This is a genomic window from Pseudomonas sp. GW822-FHT03F04 (assembly GCF_058801405.1).
Genome location: NZ_JBXANF010000002.1, coordinates 75,612 through 92,708, shown reverse-complemented (window position 1 = coordinate 92,708; position 17,097 = coordinate 75,612). Strand labels below are relative to the sequence as shown.

Genomic DNA, 17,097 nt, shown 5'->3' with positions numbered 1-17,097 from the left:
AGGCTGAACGATAAGCACTGGTGGGGGTAAAGCAAAGCAGCTTTACCGGCAATTTACCTTCAACTTACGTTTCAAGGTGTGAGCCAAAACACTGATACACAAATGAAAACGGCCTGGACAGGGCCAGGCCGTTAACAATTGTAAAGCGCTTGTTTCAGAACACTTATTTCAAAACCGAGAGAGCTGCATCGTAGTTCGGCTCTTCAGCGATTTCCTTGACCAGCTCGCTGTGCAGCACATTGTCGTTTTCGTCCAGCACGACTACCGCACGGGCGGTCAGGCCTTTCAGCGGGCCGTCAGCGATGGCCACGCCGTAGTTCTGGATGAACTCGGCGCCACGCAGGGTCGACAGGTTCTGTACGTTTTCCAGGCCTTCAGCGCCGCAGAAACGGGCCTGGGCGAATGGCAGGTCAGCCGAGATGCACAGCACCACGGTGTTGGCCAGTTCGTTGGCCTGAGCGTTGAACTTGCGCACGGAAGTAGCGCAGGTCGGGGTGTCGACGCTTGGGAAGATGTTCAGCACTTTGCGCTTGCCGGCAAAGTCTTTCAGGGTGACGTCGGACAGATTGCCGGCTACCAGGGAAAAGGCTGGTGCCTTGGAACCGGCTTGTGGCAATTGGCCGTTGACTTGAACCGGGTTGCCTTTGAGCGTGACTTGAGCCATGAACGGAGTCCTTCTTAACGTTGTTGGGAAAGCATGCAAGAGGCGGAAGTTAACCACGAAATTGTCCGACGACCTATGCCTGAACCGAAATTGTCATGTGCCACCACACAAGATTGGATACAACCTTGAGCGCTACCCAAGCAATTGCAGCATGTTGCGATGGCGGGCCTCGAATATCCGCCGCATGTAGCCGTTCACCAGCAATCGCTCGCTGAACGCCCCGCCAATCGCCGAATACGTCACGCGGTCGGTGTACAGCGTACCGCCCTCACCCGCCGCCACCCGATGTTCATGACGAAAGGCACGCAGCGGTCCCTTGAGCATTTCATCGACAAAATGCGTATCGCCGACTTCGCGGATCGTCACCGTCCAGTTCGACGGGATCAGATTGAACATCCAGTGCCGGAAACGGAATTGCCGCCCGGCTTCGATACGCAAGTTGTTCAGGTCGATATCCCCCAGTGGCGTGACGCGTTCGGGAAAGATCTTCGGGAAATTGACGCCTTCCAGGCAGAAGTCGAGTACCTCGCTCGGGGTGCGATCGGGGATCAGGGTCGTGAGTTCCAGTGTGGGCATGGCGGACACATTCCGTATGGAGGCGATGCTTGTTAAAACGCGAGTCTGCATCTTTTATTTAACGACCTGTCGATTCAAGCCCCCGCCATTCGACAAAGCAGTGAATCCCTCACTTTCCAGCGGAGAAACACCATGCGTTTCATGATCATTGTCAAAGCCAGCCAGGACTCCGAAGCCGGCGTGATGCCCAGCGAACAACTGCTGACCGACATGGGCAACTACAACGAGGAACTGGCCAAGGCCGGCATTCTGGTGTCCGCCGATGGCCTGCACCCCAGCAGTAAAGGTGCCTGGGTACGTTTCAGCGGCGAAAAACGCAGCGTGATCGACGGCCCCTTCGCCGAAACCAAGGAGCTGATCGCCGGTTACTGGATCTGGGACGTGAAGTCGAAGGAAGAAGCCATCGAGTGGGTCAAGCGCTGCCCTAATCCCATGCCGGGCACCGAAGCCGAGATCGAGATTCGCCAGGTGTTCAGCCCGGAAGATTTCGGCGCCGAGTTCACCCCGGAACTGCGCGAACAGGAAGAGCGGGTACGCGAGCAGGCAAAAAAACACTGACTTTGCACAGGGCCCACGCCAGTACACAAACTGGCGTGATCCTGCGCACAAAACCAAAGAATTAATCCCTCTGACTGGCTAACCCCCGATTAACTGCTAGCTTCAACAGACATGTCCTACAGGCTTGATAAGAAAAGGATTACGCCTTAACGGCCGCGAAGTGCCGAGTCGTCCACTGAGCCACCAGGGAATCGGGGAATCATGTCGAATAAAACGGAAGTTCACGCCTTTTCGTCGGCGCGCTCGCTGACGTCCGTCCTCTGTAACCGGTCGAAACCAGCCCTCAAAGTGGCGGCATACAGCGTCATGGCCACGTTTGTCAGCTGTGGCGTCGGCGCTCAGGATTTCACCGCCAGCCCCGATGAAGCCCGGGGCATCGCCAAGGAAGCCTACCTGTACGGTTTCCCGGTCGTGGAGATGTACAAGACCCTCTACACCCAGGCCATCGACACCAAGAGCCCGAACTACAAGGCGCCACTGAACAGGATCGGCAACACCGCCAAAGCCTTCACCGCAAAAGACACCGCATTCGTCACGCCCAACGCCGACACGCCTTACTCGTTCGTCTGGATGGACCTGCGTGCCGAGCCGCTGATTCTCACCCTGCCGCCCATCGAGGAGCACCGTTATTACTCGGTGCAACTGATCGACGCCTACACGCAGAATTTCGCTTACCTGGGCACCCGCAGCACCGGTAACAACGGCGGTCACTTCATGATTGCCGGGCCGAACTGGCAGGGCCAGCAGCCGCTGAACATCGACCGTCTGCTGCGCAGTGAAAGCAACATCACCTACGCGCTGTACCGCACACAACTGTTCGACGACAAGGACCTGGCCAAGGTCAAGCAGATCCAGAAAGGCTACAAGGTCGAACCCCTCAGCCATTACGTGAAACAGAAAGCCCCGGCGCCAGCGCCGAAAGTCAGCTGGCCGAAACCGACGCCGACCATGAGCGAAACCCCGGACCTGTTCCGTTACCTGAATTTCATGCTGGCCTTCACGCCGCCGCAGGATGTCGAGAAAGACCTGCTGGCCCGCTTCGCCAAAATCGGTATCGGTGCCGGCCAACCCTTCGATCTGAAGGCCCTCAGCGCCGAGCAACGCAAGGCACTGGAAGACGGCATTGCCGATGCAAAAGCCGAGTTCGCCGCGTTCCAGAAAGACAAGGTCGACACCCATCAGGTCTCCAGCGGTGATCTGTTCGGCACTCGCGATCACCTCAAGGGCAATTACCTGTACCGCTACGCTGGCGCCAACATGGGGATCTTCGGCAACTCCGCCGAAGAGGCCAACTACATCGGCTATTTCGTCGACAAGGACGGGCAGCACGCCGATGCCTCGAAACACGACTACACCCTGCATTTCGACAAGGGCGCCCTGCCCCCCGCCGATGCGTTCTGGTCACTGACGATGTACGACGGCAAGACCAAACTGCTGGTGGCCAACCCGCTCAACCGCTACCTGATCAACTCGCGGATGCTGCCGGACCTGAAGCTCGATGCCGATGGCGGTCTGACCCTGTACGTGCAGCACAAGAATCCGGGGAAAGACAAGCAAGCCAATTGGCTGCCTGCGCCGGATGGCCCGTTCTACGGGGTCTTGCGCCTGTATCTGCCAAGACCGGAAGTCGCCAGCGGTGAATGGAAAATGCCGTTGCTCAACCCGGTCGACACAAAACAATAAGCGGAGTCAGTGATGGTCAAGCCTTCCGTTGTGCGCCCGTTGCTGGCGCTGTGCATGCTCGGCAGCCCGGCGCTGTACGCCGCCGAGGGCGGTGTCGGGCGACCGATTACCGGCCAGCAGGTGTTTTCCAATGCCGGGGTCGTCCCGCCGGCACCGGGCTGGGTGACGTCGTTTACCAGCATCTGGTACGACGGCGAGCTCAAGGGTAGTCGTGGCGCACCGATTTCCGGGGCGGTCAGCGCCGGGATCAAGATGAAAGTCTCCTACACCATGGCCAACGTCACTCACGTCTGGGACACCGGCAAAGGCCGTTGGAACTATGCCTCGGCCATCGGCATACCGGTTCAATATACCGACATCGATGCGGCCATCACCGGCCCCCGTGGACGCACCCTCGGCACCAGCGATTCCGGCACCCAGTTTGCCGACGCGCTGATCACGCCGATCGCCGCCGGCTACCACTTCGACGAGCTCAACCACATCTCGTTTTCGCTGCCGATTTACGTACCGACCGGTGCCTATAACGACAATCGCCTGGCCAACCCCGGCCAGAACAACTACACGTTCATGCCCACCGTGGCGTTCTCGCATCTGGACGGCAAGGGTGGCGAGTTCACGCTGTCCGGCAACCTGCAGTTCTACACCGAGAACAAGGCCACCGATTACCGTACGGGCGACATCTTTTCCCTCGAAGCCCTGTGGACCCACGGCTTTGGCAACGGCTGGAATGCCGGGCTGGTCGCCGGCTACATCCAGCAGGTGAGCGACGACAAGGGTGACACCGCCGACACCCTGAACGGCTTTCGCGGTCGTTCGGTCGGTGCCGGCCCGACCGTTGGCTGGAGCGGCAAATTCGCCGACGCCCAGGCCAGCGTCAGTGCCCGTTGGGTGCCGGAGTTCGACACCAAGAACCGTCCTGAAGGCAATGGCGTTTCCGTCAACCTGACCCTGGCGTTTTTCTAAGGAGGCGCCAGGGATGGCCATCGCTCGCCGCTTGACCTTATGCAGCGCATTGTTCAGCAGCCTGGCCTGCGCGGGCGGTGATTTACCGGGGCTCGGTAGCGCCCCCGCCAACCCGGTCACCAAGGGCGATCCGGAAACCTGCCATCGCCTGCAACAGAACTTCGACATCGACCTGAAGGACGTCGTGAAGGCTGGTTGCGACCCGTCCACCGAACAGATCTCCAAACTGATGGATAACCCGGTGGGCAATCTGGTGCTGCTGGTCAACCAGTTCGACTACACCGCGCTCAAGGGCCCGAACAGCAACGGCACACGGATGCTCGGCAAGTACAGCTTCATGCCGACCTTTCCGATCTCCCTCGGCGAAGACTGGAATCTGATCAACCGCGTGCCGATCAGCTACGTCAGCGCTCCGGTCAACCACAGGGCCGGCAACCTGATCGGCATGGGGCCGAATGAAATCCTCAGTGATCGCGACGATTTCGCCTCGGTGGTCGAGGATCCGTTTGACCGTACCAGCGGCTTCGGCGACCTGACCTACGTTGGCGTGTTCTCGCCCAAGCAACCGGTGCGCTTTGCCGGCGGCGGCAAGATGGTCTGGGGCTTCGGCCCGACGGCGATGTTCCCTACCGCTGAAAAGGACGTGCTCGGCACCGGCAAATACTCGCTGGGCCCGGCGTTTGTCGCTGCGTATCTGGGCGAAGACTGGACGCTGGGGGTGTTCCCGCAGCACTGGTGGTCGGTCGGCGGCGACAGCCAGCGCAAGGACGTCAGCCTGACCAACGTGCAGTACTTCATCCAGCGCGTGATTCCCGGCCCGGCCCAATGGCGGGTCGGCATGACGCCCAACGTCACGGTCAACTGGAAGGCTGACGGCGGCAACAAGGTCACCTTTCCCGTCGGCATCGGTGCCGGGCGGATTTTCAATTTCGGCAAGTTGCCGGTGCGGATTTCCGGCGAGATCCAGTACTCGGCGATCCACCCCGAAGACCAGATCAGCAGCCGCTGGAATTTCCGGCTGTCGTTCGTTCCGGTCATCCCGACCTTCATGTTTTGAGCAAGGACTCGCGCCATGACCGCACTCACCGACCTCAACGCCCTGCAGGCCAGCATCGCTGAAACGGTGCTCGGCCAGGATCAGGTGATCCGGCAGATCCTGCTCGGCCTGCTGGCCAACGGGCACTTGCTGCTGGAAAGCCTGCCGGGGCTGGCCAAGACCCGCACGGTCAAGGCGCTGGCCAGGCATCTGGACGCGAAGATGAGCCGCATCCAGTTCACCCCTGACCTGCTGCCCTCGGACATCACCGGCGCCGAGGTGCTGCATCAGGTCGAAGGCAAAAACGAGATCCGTTTCCAGCCCGGCCCGCTGTTCGGCAATCTGATTCTGGCCGACGAAATCAACCGTGCGCCGGCCAAGGTGCAAGCGGCATTGCTCGAAGCCATGGAAGAACGGCAGATCACCGTGGCCGGTAACAGCCACGTGCTGCCGGAGTTGTTCATTGTCGTCGCGACGCAAAACCCGATTGAACAGGAAGGCACCTATCCGCTGCCGGAAGCGCAGATGGACCGGTTCCTGATGAAAGTGCTGCTCGATTACCCCAGCGCCGACAACGAGAGCCAGGTGCTGCGACTGCTGCGCGCCGAAGAGTTCGCCCAGGGCGCCAATACCGCGCCGGCCAAGGGCTTCGAACTGGCGCAGGAAGTGATCTTCGCCGCACGCAAGGAAGTCAGCGCGGTGCACGTCTCCCCTGCCATCGACCGTTACCTGATCGACCTGATCAACGCCACCCGCCATCCGGCCGATTACGACGAAGACCTCGGCCGCTGGATCGCCATCGGCGCCAGTCCGCGTGGCGGCATCGGGCTGGACCGTTGCGCCCGCGCCGATGCGTGGTTGCAGGGCCAGGATTTCGTTTCGCCAGACAACGTCCGCGCCGTGGTGCACCCGGTGCTGCGCCATCGCCTGCAACTGAGCTATGACGCGGTGGCCGATGGCGTCAGCGCCGATCAGGTGCTGGACCGGATTCTCGACAAGGTGGCGATTCCCGCCTGAGGCCTGATATGGAAAGCACCGACGGGCTGGTCTATGTCTCTCTCGCACAGTTGATGGCGCTGGAGTTCAAGGCCCGTGATCTGAGTTTCCTGGCCCGCCAGCCACAGGGCAGCATCCTCGCCGGCAACCACGCCTCGCGCCTGCGTGGCCGGGGTTTGAACTTCGATGAGTTGCGCCGCTATCAACCCGGAGACGACTTGCGCCATCTCGACTGGCGCGCCTCGCTGCGCACCGGCAAACCGGTGGTGCGCACCTTCACCGAGGAACGCGATCGCCCGGCGCTGATCGTGGTCGACCAGCGCATGTCGATGTTTTTCGGATCGCAGCGCAGCTTCAAATCCGCTGTCGCCGCCGAACTCGGCGCACTGGCGGCGTGGATGGTATTCCATGCCGGGGACCGGGTCGGCGGGCTGGTCTTCAACGATCGGCGCATCGACTGCATCGCGCCGCTGCGCAGCCGCAAACGGGTCGAGGTCTTGCTCAGTCGCATCGCCGAACAGAACCAGGCGCTGAACGCCGGCAACCCCGACGCCGAAGACGAGGATCAACTGGACAAGGCCTTGCAGCGTTGCCTGGCGCTGGCCGGGCACGACCATCTGATCTGCATCGTCAGCGACTTTGCCGGGGCCGGCGAACGCACCTTGCAATTGATGCGGCAGCTGTCGGCGCACAACGATGTGATTGCGTTGCAGGTCTACGACCCGTTGGCGATGAAGCTGCCGAGCGATGGTCGACTGCTGGTCACCCAGGGCCAGTTGCAAGTGGAACTGGCGGTCGAGAAACGCAACGTGCATCAGCCGCTGGGGGATTTTCTCGGTGGCCGGCTCAAGGACGTCGCCACCCTGCTGCGCCGCAGTCAGGTGCCGCTGATGATGTTCAGCACCGCCGAAGAAGCCCATCAGCAATTGCGCGCCGAGCTTGGCAAAAGCGCCGGACCCCGGCGGTGAACCCGAACATTCCGAGCATCGAACAACTCAAGGAGTTGGGCCTGCCCGCGCCAATCAGTTACGCGCCACAGACCTGGGGCTGGTGGGTATTGCTGGCGGTTCTGCTACTGACAGCGCTGGCGATCGGGGCGCGGCGGTATCGGCAATGGCGGCGCGACCGGTATCGGCGGGAAGCGCTGATGCGACTGGCGCAATTGCGTGATCGCAGTGATGACCTGAATGCCTTGCGCGAATTGCCGGAGTTGCTCAAGCGTGTGGCTATTTCCATGCCGCAATCGCAATCCGTTGCTGCCTCGGAACAGGAAGACTGGCAATGCTTCTTGCAGCAACACAGCAAAAAAACGCTGCCCGCCGATTTCAGCCAGCAACTGGCCCGACTGGCCTACGCCCCCGACGACGTTCTGCGCAACCTGCCTGCACCGCAGCGTCAGGCGCTGTTCGACACCTGCAAACACTGGGTGGAGCACCATCATGTGGCAGCTTGATTACCCGTGGCTGTTGCTCCTGCTGCCGCTGCCCTGGCTGGCCTACCGTTACCTGCCCGCGTATCAGGAAGCCCGCAGCGCCGTGCGTGTGCCATTCTTCAACGCCATGAGCCGCGCCGTGGGTGAAACACCGGGCACCGCCGGCAGCCGCCGCAATCACTGGCAACTGCTGCTCAACTTCCTGGTGTGGGCCTTGTTGCTGCTGGCCGTTGCCCGTCCGGTATTCATCGAAAAGCCCATCGAGCGTCAGCAACCGGTGCGCGATCTGATGCTCGCGATCGACATTTCGCAGTCGATGGAAACTGAAGATTTCACCAACGCCAGTGGCCAGAAAATCAATCGCCTCGCAGCGGTCAAAGACGTCGTCAAGACCTTCATCGACAAGCGCAAGGACGACCGCCTCGGCCTGATCGTGTTCGGCAGCGGCGCCTATCCGCAGGCGCCGCTGACCCTTGATCACGCCAGCCTATCGCTGCTGCTGGCCGACACCGGCATCGGCATGGCCGGCCCGAACACCGCGATTGGCGATGCCATCGGTCTCAGCCTCAAGTTGCTGGACAAGACCCATGAACAGGAAAAAGTCCTGATCCTGCTCACCGACGGCAACGACACCAGCAGTGCGATCACGCCAGACCATGCCGCCGAAATGGCCGCTGCCAAAGGCGTGGTGATTCACACCATCGGCATCGGCGACCCGAGCGCCTCCGGCGAGGCCAAGGTCAATCTGCCGGGGCTGGAGCAAATCGCCAAAACCACCGGCGGCCAGTTCTTCCGCGCCGAAGATCGCAACGCGCTGGATCAGGTCTACAGCACCCTCGACCGTCTCACGCCGCATCAAGTGAAAACCCTCAGTCATCAGCCGCAACGCGAACTGTTCCACTGGCCGTTGGGCGCGGCCCTGCTGGTCCTGGCGCTGTACCACCTCGGCGCGCTGCTGCACCCACGGCTGGCGGTTGCACGTCAGCGGCAGGAGGCCTGAGATGGAGATCAATCTCGGCGACTTCCACTTCCTGCGCCCGTTGTGGCTGCTGCTGGCGCTGTTCGGCGCCCTGCTGCCGTGGCTCTGGCGCCGTGGCCGTGACCTGCAACGCAGGCTGCGCGGCAACATCGCCGGGCATCTGCTGCCGCACTTGCTGGTCACCCCGCAGGATCACCAGCGCCTGCGCCCGGTGCACTGGCTGTGTGCGCTGCTGATGCTCGGCGCGGTGGCAGCGGCCGGGCCGACCTGGGAGCAGGATCGCCCGGACTTTCTGGAGAATCGCGCGCCGCTGATCGTGGCTGTCGATCTGTCGCCGTCGATGGATGCCAACGACGTGCAGCCCACTCGCCTTGAGGCCGTCAAACACAAGCTGCATGACCTGATCCAGCGCCGCGCCGGTGCCCGCACCGCGCTGATTGCCTACGCCGGCAGCGCGCATCTGGTGCTGCCGCCAACCGATGATCCGGCGCTGCTCGACACGTTCATTCAAGCGCTGGGCACCGGGCTGATCGACAAACCGGGCAAGAACGTCGGCGCAGTGATCGATCAGGCCAGGCGCTTGCTCAACGCTGAAAAGATCCCCGGCAGCCTGCTGCTGATCACCGACGGCGCCGACACCGCGCCGATCGTAAATACGGATGAACAGTTGCAAGTGCTGATACTCGCGGTGGGCAATCAGGACGCCGGCACCATTCAGGACGCCAACGGCCAGCCGCGCATCGATGCCAACGGTCGCCCGACCCTGGGCAGTTTCGATCCGGCCGCCATCAAGCAACTGGCCTCGGCGCTCGATGCGCCGCTCGGCAGCCTGACGCTGAATGACGACGACCTGGACTGGATCGAACTGCACGCGCAGCAGCACTTCCAGAGCGCCAGCGCCGAACAGCGGGAATTGCACTGGAAAGACGCCGGTTACTGGCTGTGCTGGCCGCTGGTGTTGCTGGCGCTGTTAAACGTGCGCAAGGGTTGGAGCGTGAACTGGATGCCGGCGCTGGTACTCGCCGTGGGCCTTGGCTGGCCAGCAGCGCCGGCTCAGGCAAACGCGCTGACCGACGCTTTCTTTACCCGCGACCAGCAAGGGCGCTGGGCCTTCGAGCATGAACATTTCCCGCAGGCGGCGGCGCTGTTTGTCGATCCGTACTGGAAAGGCGTGGCGGCCTATCACGCGGCTGACTACGACCTGGCGCTGGCGACCTTCGCGCGGCTGGACACGCCGCAGGCGTATTTCTATCTGGGCAACATTTACGTGCGCCGCTTCAAGTTCGACGAGGCCATCGCGGCGTACACCCAGGCCCTGAAGCTGCAAGCGCAATTCCCCGAAGCCACGGCCAATCTGGCGTTGGCGATTGCCTTGCAGAAAGACACCGCGAGCGCCGAACAGAACGCGCCGCAAACCAAACCGGACGAGGTCAAGTTCGACAAGGCACCGGGCAAGGGCCAGAGCAAAGCGGTCGAGACCGAACAAGCGGCGTCGGATGCGCTGTGGTTGCAGAACCTCACGACCTCCCCGGCGAAATTCCTCAAGCAGAAATTCAGCTTGCAGGATCAGGCGGGGGCCAAGCCATGAACCGGTTGATAGGGCTTGTATGCCTTTTGAGCGCCCAGATAGCAGCCGCTGAACCGCAGCTGCGCGTGCAGGCTCACCTGCAACCCGCCGATGGCGCCATCGTCGGCGGCCTGCTGGCGCTGCAACTCGATGTTCTCACCGACACCTGGTTCACCAGCGCCCCCACCCTGCCCGACCTGAAGCTTGACGGCGCGCTGGTCATGCCGCCGGACGGTCAGGCCCAGCACCTGAACCAGACCTTCGACGGCCAGAATTTCACGGGCCTGCGCTACAGCTATCTGATCACGCCAAACGCTGCCCGGGGTTTCAACATTCCGGCCCTGACCGTGCGCGCCAGCCCCGGTCAAGCCACCAGCGAGATCAGTGCCCAGAGCCAGCCGCTACAGTTCAGCGCCGCCCAGCCACCCGGTTTCAAACCCGGTGAAACGCCGCTGGTGGCCACGGGGCTGCGCTTCAATCAAACCCTCATCAACTCGGCGACGCCGCTGAAAGTCGGCGACAGCATCACCCGCCAACTGACGCTGCAGGCCGACGGCGCACTCGCCATGGCGCTGCCCGTTCCAGCGTTGGTGGAGGTCAACGGACTGAGTCGCTATGTGAAGACCCCACAGATCAGCAATCTGGATGACGGTCGCGGCGATATCCTCGGCGGTCAGCGCATCGACAGCGTCAGCTATCGCATCGACACGGCCGGCGCCCACACCCTGCCGGCCATCGAGGTGAAATGGTGGGATTCGCGCGCGCAGCAAAGTCGCACCGCGCAGGTTCCTGCGATCACTTTAGAGGCCGTCGCCAACAGTGCGTACAAGCCGGTGTTCTCGATCACCGAGGACCTCAAGCGACTCGGCCAAAACAATCGCCTGCACCTTTCCACCCAGTGGCTGACATGGCTGGCCTTGCTCGTCGCACTGGTCGTTGGCGGCTATCTGGGCTGGCCAGCGCTCAGCCGTGCCCGCCAGCAGTGGCAAACCCGCAAGCACAAACGAGCGCTGGCCTGGCAGCAATCAGCCGAAAGCGCGTGGCAACAAATCACCCCGCAACTCACCAGCAAGCCTGCGCAATTGAGCGCTGTTTATCTGTGGCTGCGCCGCCGTGGGCTGGGCTTGAAACTGGTCGATTCAGGGCAACGCCTGCAAGGACTGTTGCGTGGCCTTTACGGCCGCGAACCGGCCACCGAACAAACACTGGGCCAACTGCGCCAATCGTTGTCTACGCTTCACAGTCAGGCCGAACAGCAGCAGGCCCGATCGGCCCCGGCCTTGCGCCCGCTCAATCCCGTCCACGAGAAGGATTTCCCATGACGAACCCGATGCTGCACCGCCAACGTTTTGGTCTGGCCCTGTTGTTCAGCCTCGCACTGCCATTGCTGGCCCAGGCCAGCGAGCCGCTGCCGTCATGGAACGACGGGCCGGCGAAAAAGCACATCATCGAATTCGTCCAGGCGATCACCGATCAATCCGGCAAGGACTTCGTCAAACCCGCCGAACGCATTGCCGTGTTCGACAACGACGGCACACTGTGGAGCGAGCAACCGGCGTATTTCGAGTTGCTGTTCGCTTTCGACGAGGTCAAGCGCACCGCACCGCAGCACCCGGAATGGAAGACCACACAACCGTTCAAGGCCGTGATCGAGAATGACCACAAGGCGCTCGCCGCCGCCGGCATGGACGGCATCCTGAAGATCTTCGCCGCCACCCACACCGGCATGACCACCGACGCCTTCGATGACTACGCCAAAACCTGGCTGACCCAGGCCCGGCATCCGAAAACCGGCAAACCGTACACCGAGATGATCTTCCAGCCGATGCTGGAAATGCTCGACTACCTGCGCAGCCAGGACTTCAAGACCTACATCGTTTCCGGCGGCGACACGGCGTTCATGCGTGCCTTCGCCGAGAAGGTCTACGGCATCCCGCCGGAGCAAGTGATCGGCACCACCTTCGTGACGGCGTTCAGCTACAAGGACGGCAAGGCCTCGATCGTGCGCACCGCCAAACTGGCGCACAACGACGACGGTCCCGGCAAACCGGAAAGCATCGATGCGGTGATCGGTCGCCGGCCGATCCTCGCGTTTGGCAACTCCGACGGCGACCTGCAAATGCTCCAGTGGACGGCGGCAGGCCCCGGCAAACGCTTCATGGGCCTGGTGCATCACACCGATGCCAAACGCGAATGGGCCTATGACCGAAAATCCGAGATCGGGCGCCTGGACAAGGCCCTCGACGAAGCGAATTCCCGTGGCTGGACCGTTGTGGACATGGCGAGCGACTGGCGCCGGATCTACCCGTTCGATCCACCCGCCCCCGAGCAAGTGAAATAACAAAAGCGTGACGCAGGACTGCAAGAAACGTTTGACGCACCACACCACCCCCGCGCAAAAGGAGCAAGTCTGATGACTCGCATACGCAAGTGGCTACCGAAACTCGCCCTCGTGGCAACGTCGGTGATGGCGCTGTCGGCAACTGCCACAGCCGCTGAAAAACCCAACATTCTGGTGATCTTCGGCGATGACATCGGCCAGACCAACATCAGCGCCTATTCGATGGGCGTGGTCGGCTACAAGACGCCGAACATCGACCGGATCGCCAAGGAAGGCATGATGTTCACCGACTACTATGCGGAGAACAGCTGCACCGCAGGACGATCCTCCTTCATCACCGGTCAGACGCCACTGCGTACCGGCCTGTCGAAAGTCGGCGCACCGGGCGCCACGGTCGGGCTGCAAAAGCGCGATATCACGATTGCCCAGGCACTCAAGTCCCAGGGCTACGCGACAGGCCAGTTCGGCAAGAACCACCTCGGTGACAAGGACGAATACCTGCCGACCAACCACGGCTTCGACGAGTTCTTCGGCAACCTCTATCACCTCAACGCCGAAGAAGAACCGGAACGTCCTTACTGGCCGAAAGACGATGCAGAGTTCGTCAAGGCCAACTCCCCGCGTGGCGTGATCCACAGCTTCGCCGACGGCAAGATCGAAGACACCGGCGCGCTGACCACCAAACGCATGGAAACCATCGACGACGAAACTACCGCCGCCGCCCAGGCGTTCATCGAGAAACAAGCCAAGGCCGACAAGCCTTTCTTCGTCTGGATGAACACCACCCGCATGCACTTGTTCACCCACGTGCGTGATTCGATGAAGGGCCAGAGCGGCATGCCCGGCAACGAGTACGCGGACGGCATGGTCGAGCACGACGGCGACGTCGGCAAACTGCTCAAGACCCTCGACGACCTGAAAATCGCCGACAACACCATCGTCGTCTACACCACCGACAACGGGCCGAACCAGTTCTCCTGGCCGGACGCGGCGACCACGCCGTTCCGCAACGAGAAGAACTCCAACTGGGAGGGCGCGTACCGCGTACCAGCGATGATCCGCTGGCCGGGCAAGGTCAAACCGGGTGAGGTCTCGAACGAGATGTTCTCCGGACTCGACTGGTTCCCGACCTTGCTCGCGGCGGCCGGTGATACCGATGTCGCCAGCAAGCTGCTCAAGGGTTGGGCGCCCACCAGCGGCGGCACCAACTTCAAGGTGCATCTGGATGGCTACAACCAGTTGCCTTACCTGACGGGCCAACAACCGAACGGTGCACGCAACGAATTCTTCTACTTCAACGACGACGGCATGCTGGTATCGATGCGTTTCGGCAACTGGAAAGCCGTGTTCGCCGAGCAGCGTGCGCCCGGTGGCTTCGCGGTGTGGAGCAACCCGTTCACACCGTTGCGCGTACCGAAAATCTTCAACCTGAGGATGGACCCGTATGAGCGGGCCGACGTGGTGTCCGATCAGTATTACGACTGGTCGACCAAGAACGTTTATCTGGTCGCCGTCGCCACCACCAAGGCAGCGCGCTTCCTCCAGACCTTCATCGAGTATCCGCCAAGCCAGAAACCGGCGAGCTTCAGCATCGACCAGATCCGTGCGGCGGTGGACGCGAAGATTGAAGAGAAAATGAAGAACCAGCCTGCACAGTAAGACCGCTGGACCGCCGCTCGCCGTCAATGGCGAGCGGCCCTTTTTAGTGGTCGTTCCCACGCTATGCATGGGAACAATCATTCATGAACTGGAACAAGGCAGTCGCAATGTCCTCACGTGTCGCCAGCAAGTCGTCGGCCCATCCCCTCCCGCACACCGCCGCCCCGGCGTTGCTGATCCCCGCCCTGCTGCTGTGCATTTCCGGCGCGGCGGCGCTGGTGTATCAGGTGCTGTGGATCAAGCAGCTGTCGCTGGTGGTCGGGGTCGAGGTCTACGCGATCACCACCGGCATCAGCGCCTTCTTCGCCGGTTTGGCCATCGGTGGCTGGCTGTTCGGGCGTTGGGCGGATCGCCTGGCGCAACCGGTTTTGCTGTATGCCGGGCTGGAAGTGCTGGTGGCCGTGCTGGGCGTCGGTGCGACGTTTGCCATGAGCGTGGCGGCCAGCCCGTTTGCCTGGTTGCAGGATCATGTCGGTCTGCTGGCCTGGGTGTTGCCGTTCATGCTGGTGGGCGTTCCCGCCGTGTTGATGGGTGGCACGCTGCCGGTGCTGGTGCGCTCGCTGGGCAGTGCGCCGGGCAAGGGCGGCGGCCAGTTGTACGCGGCGAATACCCTGGGGGCGATTGTCGGCACCCTGCTCGCGACGTTCGTGCTGATCGCCACCCTCGGCGTGCGCGGCAGTGCGTTGGCCGCAGCGATGCTCAATCTGCTGGCCGCCGCCGGCGCATTGGGTTGGCAGCGCCAACATCCGATGCCGGTCGAAGCCCCGCTCAAACATCACACTGAAAAAGCGCCGGATCGCACCGCCCTCTGGCTGTATTCCATCGCCGGCGGCGTGGCCCTCGGTTACGAAGTGGTGTGGTCGCAGTCGATCGTGCAATTCATGAGTACCCGCACTTACGCGTTCGCCGTGGTGCTGGCAACCTACCTGACCGGGCTGTTTATCGGCAGCGCCCTGCTCGCCCGTCGCGTCGAACGGATTCGCGATCCGTGGGGCGTGTTCGGCTTGCTGATCGCTGGCGCGGGATTGATCGCCCTGCTGGAAATCGCCCTGCTCGGTCGCTGGCTGGTGATCGCCCAGAGTCAGGCGGAAATCTGGCTCGTGACTCAAGGCGCCAGTGAACTGGCCGGCATGAGCGCACGTTTCGCTGTTGCGGCGTTGTGCATTGTGTTCCTGCCGACCTTGCTGCTGGGCGCGGCGTTTCCGTTGGCCCTGCGTTTGAGTGTCGGCCACGAGCATGTCGGCCGCGATGTCGGCGCGGTGGTGGCGTTCAACACGTTGGGCGGGATCATCGGCGTGATGCTCTGCGGTTTCCTGCTGATTCCGTTGCTGGGGTTGGTACGCACGCTGGGCCTGCTGGCGATCATTGCCGCCGGCATCGGCTGGTTCGCCGTGCGCAAGGGCCATGGCGTGAAGAAAGGCCGGCGTCAGGCAGTGGCCGCGTTGGGCTTGCTGTCCGTTGCACTGGCCGTGCTGACGCCGGTCGACAAACTCGCCAGCCTGCTCCCCGGCGCGCGCAACGGCACGCTGGCCTTTTATGAAGAGGGACGCGGCGGCACGGTCGCGGTGGTCACTCAAGGCCGGGGCCAGAACGCTTTCCAGCGCCTGTACATCCAGGGCGTGTCGAATACCGGCGATGCCATGCCGTCACTGCGTTACATGCGGATTCAGGCGCTGCTGCCACTGCTGATCCACAACGGCGAGCCGCGCTCGGCGCTGGTCATCGGTTTCGGTACCGGCATCACTGCCGGCGCGTTGCTGCGCTATCCGGGGCTTGAACATCGGGTCGTGGCCGAGCTGCTGCCGTCGGTGATCAAGGCTGCGCCGTTGTTCAAGGGCAACTTCAACGCCGCCAGCGATCCCGGCGTCGATGTGCGGCTGCGCGACGGTCGTCAGGAACTGCTGCGCAGCCCGCAGACCTACGACCTGATCACCCTCGAGCCGCCACCGCCCTCCGCGGCCGGCGTGGTCAATCTGTATTCCCGGGACTTCTATCAACTGGCGGTCAACCGTCTGGAGAAACAGGGTCTGGTCGCACAGTGGCTGCCGCTTCCGACCCAGAACATCGACGACTCGCGTTCACTGGTGCGCAGCTTCCTCGACGTCTTCCCGTACGCGACGCTGTGGACCAGCGAGTTCCACGAGATGCTGCTGGTAGGCTCGCAGACACCCATCGAACTGGATGCCGAAAAAATCACCCGACGCCTGCAACAGGACAGCGTACGCAGCACCTTGCAGGACGTCGGCATCGGTTCGGCGCCGGCGTTGCTGTCGACCTGGGTCACCGATCGCGCCGGTCTGGAACGTTTTGCCGCCGACGCACCGGCGGTGACTGACGATCAGCCGCGCATCGAATACGCGCCGTGGGTCCGGTCCAAAGAGATCACCCGGGTGCTGCCTTCGCTGCTGGATCTGTATGTCGCACCGCCGCTGGTGAATGCCGATGCCGGGTTCGCTGAACGGATGCAGGGGCACAGACAACGCCTGATGCAGTTCTATCGCGCAAGCCTGCACGCCTATGACGGTGATCGGGATGCCTGGGGCCGGGATATTCGCGAGGTGATGCAGGGAGATGGAGGGAATCCGTATTTCCGCTGGTTTGTCGGGCAGTGACTCTCGTCATCCGATCATTCCCACGCGGTGC

15 protein-coding genes are annotated in these 17,097 nt (G+C 62.3%); 13 read left to right on the top strand and 2 right to left on the bottom strand.

Going from position 1 to position 17,097, the window contains the following annotated elements:
* Positions 1-163: 163 nt before the first annotated feature.
* On the bottom strand, positions 164-664 hold the full coding sequence (gene tpx / locus AC1RMX_RS04230) for a thiol peroxidase (RefSeq protein WP_096820254.1): 501 nt from the start codon (positions 662-664) through the stop codon (positions 164-166).
* A gap of 132 nt (positions 665-796) precedes the next feature.
* Positions 797-1,240 carry an SRPBCC family protein gene (locus tag AC1RMX_RS04225; RefSeq protein WP_493070600.1) on the bottom strand — a complete coding sequence of 148 codons (444 nt, stop codon included), beginning with the start codon at positions 1,238-1,240 and terminating at the stop codon, positions 797-799.
* 132 nt (positions 1,241-1,372) lie between these two features.
* Between AC1RMX_RS04225 and AC1RMX_RS04220 the strand changes: the two genes are divergently transcribed.
* From AC1RMX_RS04220 to AC1RMX_RS04160, 13 genes are all read left to right on the top strand, one after another.
* Positions 1,373-1,798 carry a YciI family protein gene (locus AC1RMX_RS04220; protein ID WP_493070598.1) on the top strand — a complete coding sequence of 142 codons (426 nt, stop codon included), beginning with the start codon at positions 1,373-1,375 and terminating at the stop codon, positions 1,796-1,798.
* Between the two features lie 306 nt (positions 1,799-2,104).
* Positions 2,105-3,481, top strand: coding sequence for a DUF1254 domain-containing protein (locus AC1RMX_RS04215; RefSeq protein WP_493070596.1), 1,377 nt, complete (start codon positions 2,105-2,107; stop codon positions 3,479-3,481).
* A 12-nt stretch (positions 3,482-3,493) separates the two neighbouring features.
* The gene (locus tag AC1RMX_RS04210; RefSeq protein ID WP_096820251.1) at positions 3,494-4,444 is read left to right on the top strand and encodes a SphA family protein; all 951 of its coding nucleotides are present in this window, start codon (positions 3,494-3,496) and stop codon (positions 4,442-4,444) included.
* A 13-nt stretch (positions 4,445-4,457) separates the two neighbouring features.
* Positions 4,458-5,501: a hypothetical protein gene (locus AC1RMX_RS04205; RefSeq protein WP_493070594.1), complete on the top strand. Its 1,044-nt coding sequence runs from the start codon at positions 4,458-4,460 to the stop codon at positions 5,499-5,501.
* 15 nt (positions 5,502-5,516) lie between these two features.
* Complete coding sequence (locus AC1RMX_RS04200) at positions 5,517-6,497, top strand: AAA family ATPase (RefSeq protein ID WP_096820249.1); 981 nt, start codon at positions 5,517-5,519, stop codon at positions 6,495-6,497.
* A gap of 8 nt (positions 6,498-6,505) precedes the next feature.
* Positions 6,506-7,444, top strand: coding sequence for a DUF58 domain-containing protein (locus AC1RMX_RS04195; RefSeq protein WP_493064753.1), 939 nt, complete (start codon positions 6,506-6,508; stop codon positions 7,442-7,444).
* On the top strand, positions 7,441-7,929 hold the full coding sequence (locus tag AC1RMX_RS04190) for a DUF4381 domain-containing protein (RefSeq protein WP_493070592.1): 489 nt from the start codon (positions 7,441-7,443) through the stop codon (positions 7,927-7,929). The genes AC1RMX_RS04195 and AC1RMX_RS04190 overlap by 4 nt, the downstream gene beginning before the upstream one ends.
* On the top strand, positions 7,916-8,908 hold the full coding sequence (locus AC1RMX_RS04185) for a vWA domain-containing protein (protein WP_493070590.1): 993 nt from the start codon (positions 7,916-7,918) through the stop codon (positions 8,906-8,908). The genes AC1RMX_RS04190 and AC1RMX_RS04185 overlap by 14 nt, the downstream gene beginning before the upstream one ends.
* A gap of 1 nt (position 8,909) precedes the next feature.
* On the top strand, positions 8,910-10,475 hold the full coding sequence (locus tag AC1RMX_RS04180) for a VWA domain-containing protein (RefSeq protein WP_493070588.1): 1,566 nt from the start codon (positions 8,910-8,912) through the stop codon (positions 10,473-10,475).
* Positions 10,472-11,776: a BatD family protein gene (locus AC1RMX_RS04175; RefSeq protein WP_493070586.1), complete on the top strand. Its 1,305-nt coding sequence runs from the start codon at positions 10,472-10,474 to the stop codon at positions 11,774-11,776. Before AC1RMX_RS04180 ends, AC1RMX_RS04175 begins: the two co-directional genes overlap by 4 nt.
* Positions 11,773-12,795 carry an HAD family hydrolase gene (locus AC1RMX_RS04170; RefSeq protein WP_096820243.1) on the top strand — a complete coding sequence of 341 codons (1,023 nt, stop codon included), beginning with the start codon at positions 11,773-11,775 and terminating at the stop codon, positions 12,793-12,795. The genes AC1RMX_RS04175 and AC1RMX_RS04170 overlap by 4 nt, the downstream gene beginning before the upstream one ends.
* Before the next feature lie 72 nt (positions 12,796-12,867).
* Positions 12,868-14,454, top strand: coding sequence for an arylsulfatase (locus tag AC1RMX_RS04165; protein WP_096820242.1), 1,587 nt, complete (start codon positions 12,868-12,870; stop codon positions 14,452-14,454).
* 107 nt (positions 14,455-14,561) lie between these two features.
* Positions 14,562-17,066 carry a spermidine synthase gene (locus AC1RMX_RS04160; RefSeq protein ID WP_493070583.1) on the top strand — a complete coding sequence of 835 codons (2,505 nt, stop codon included), beginning with the start codon at positions 14,562-14,564 and terminating at the stop codon, positions 17,064-17,066.
* The last annotated feature ends 31 nt before the right edge of the window (positions 17,067-17,097 follow it).

Bases quoted from the DNA above. Each gene is read 5' to 3' on its own strand.
- tpx (WP_096820254.1), bottom strand. From the start codon at position 664: ATGGCTCAAGTCACGCTCAAAGGCAACCCGGTTCAAGTCAACGGCCAA.
- AC1RMX_RS04225 (WP_493070600.1), bottom strand. From the start codon at position 1,240: ATGCCCACACTGGAACTCACGACCCTGATCCCCGATCGCACCCCGAGC.
- AC1RMX_RS04220 (WP_493070598.1), top strand. From the start codon at position 1,373: ATGCGTTTCATGATCATTGTCAAAGCCAGCCAGGACTCCGAAGCCGGC.
- AC1RMX_RS04215 (WP_493070596.1), top strand. From the start codon at position 2,105: ATGGCCACGTTTGTCAGCTGTGGCGTCGGCGCTCAGGATTTCACCGCC.
- AC1RMX_RS04210 (WP_096820251.1), top strand. From the start codon at position 3,494: ATGGTCAAGCCTTCCGTTGTGCGCCCGTTGCTGGCGCTGTGCATGCTC.
- AC1RMX_RS04205 (WP_493070594.1), top strand. From the start codon at position 4,458: ATGGCCATCGCTCGCCGCTTGACCTTATGCAGCGCATTGTTCAGCAGC.
- AC1RMX_RS04200 (WP_096820249.1), top strand. From the start codon at position 5,517: ATGACCGCACTCACCGACCTCAACGCCCTGCAGGCCAGCATCGCTGAA.
- AC1RMX_RS04195 (WP_493064753.1), top strand. From the start codon at position 6,506: ATGGAAAGCACCGACGGGCTGGTCTATGTCTCTCTCGCACAGTTGATG.
- AC1RMX_RS04185 (WP_493070590.1), top strand. From the start codon at position 7,916: ATGTGGCAGCTTGATTACCCGTGGCTGTTGCTCCTGCTGCCGCTGCCC.
- AC1RMX_RS04180 (WP_493070588.1), top strand. From the start codon at position 8,910: ATGGAGATCAATCTCGGCGACTTCCACTTCCTGCGCCCGTTGTGGCTG.
- AC1RMX_RS04175 (WP_493070586.1), top strand. From the start codon at position 10,472: ATGAACCGGTTGATAGGGCTTGTATGCCTTTTGAGCGCCCAGATAGCA.
- AC1RMX_RS04170 (WP_096820243.1), top strand. From the start codon at position 11,773: ATGACGAACCCGATGCTGCACCGCCAACGTTTTGGTCTGGCCCTGTTG.
- AC1RMX_RS04165 (WP_096820242.1), top strand. From the start codon at position 12,868: ATGACTCGCATACGCAAGTGGCTACCGAAACTCGCCCTCGTGGCAACG.
- AC1RMX_RS04160 (WP_493070583.1), top strand. From the start codon at position 14,562: ATGTCCTCACGTGTCGCCAGCAAGTCGTCGGCCCATCCCCTCCCGCAC.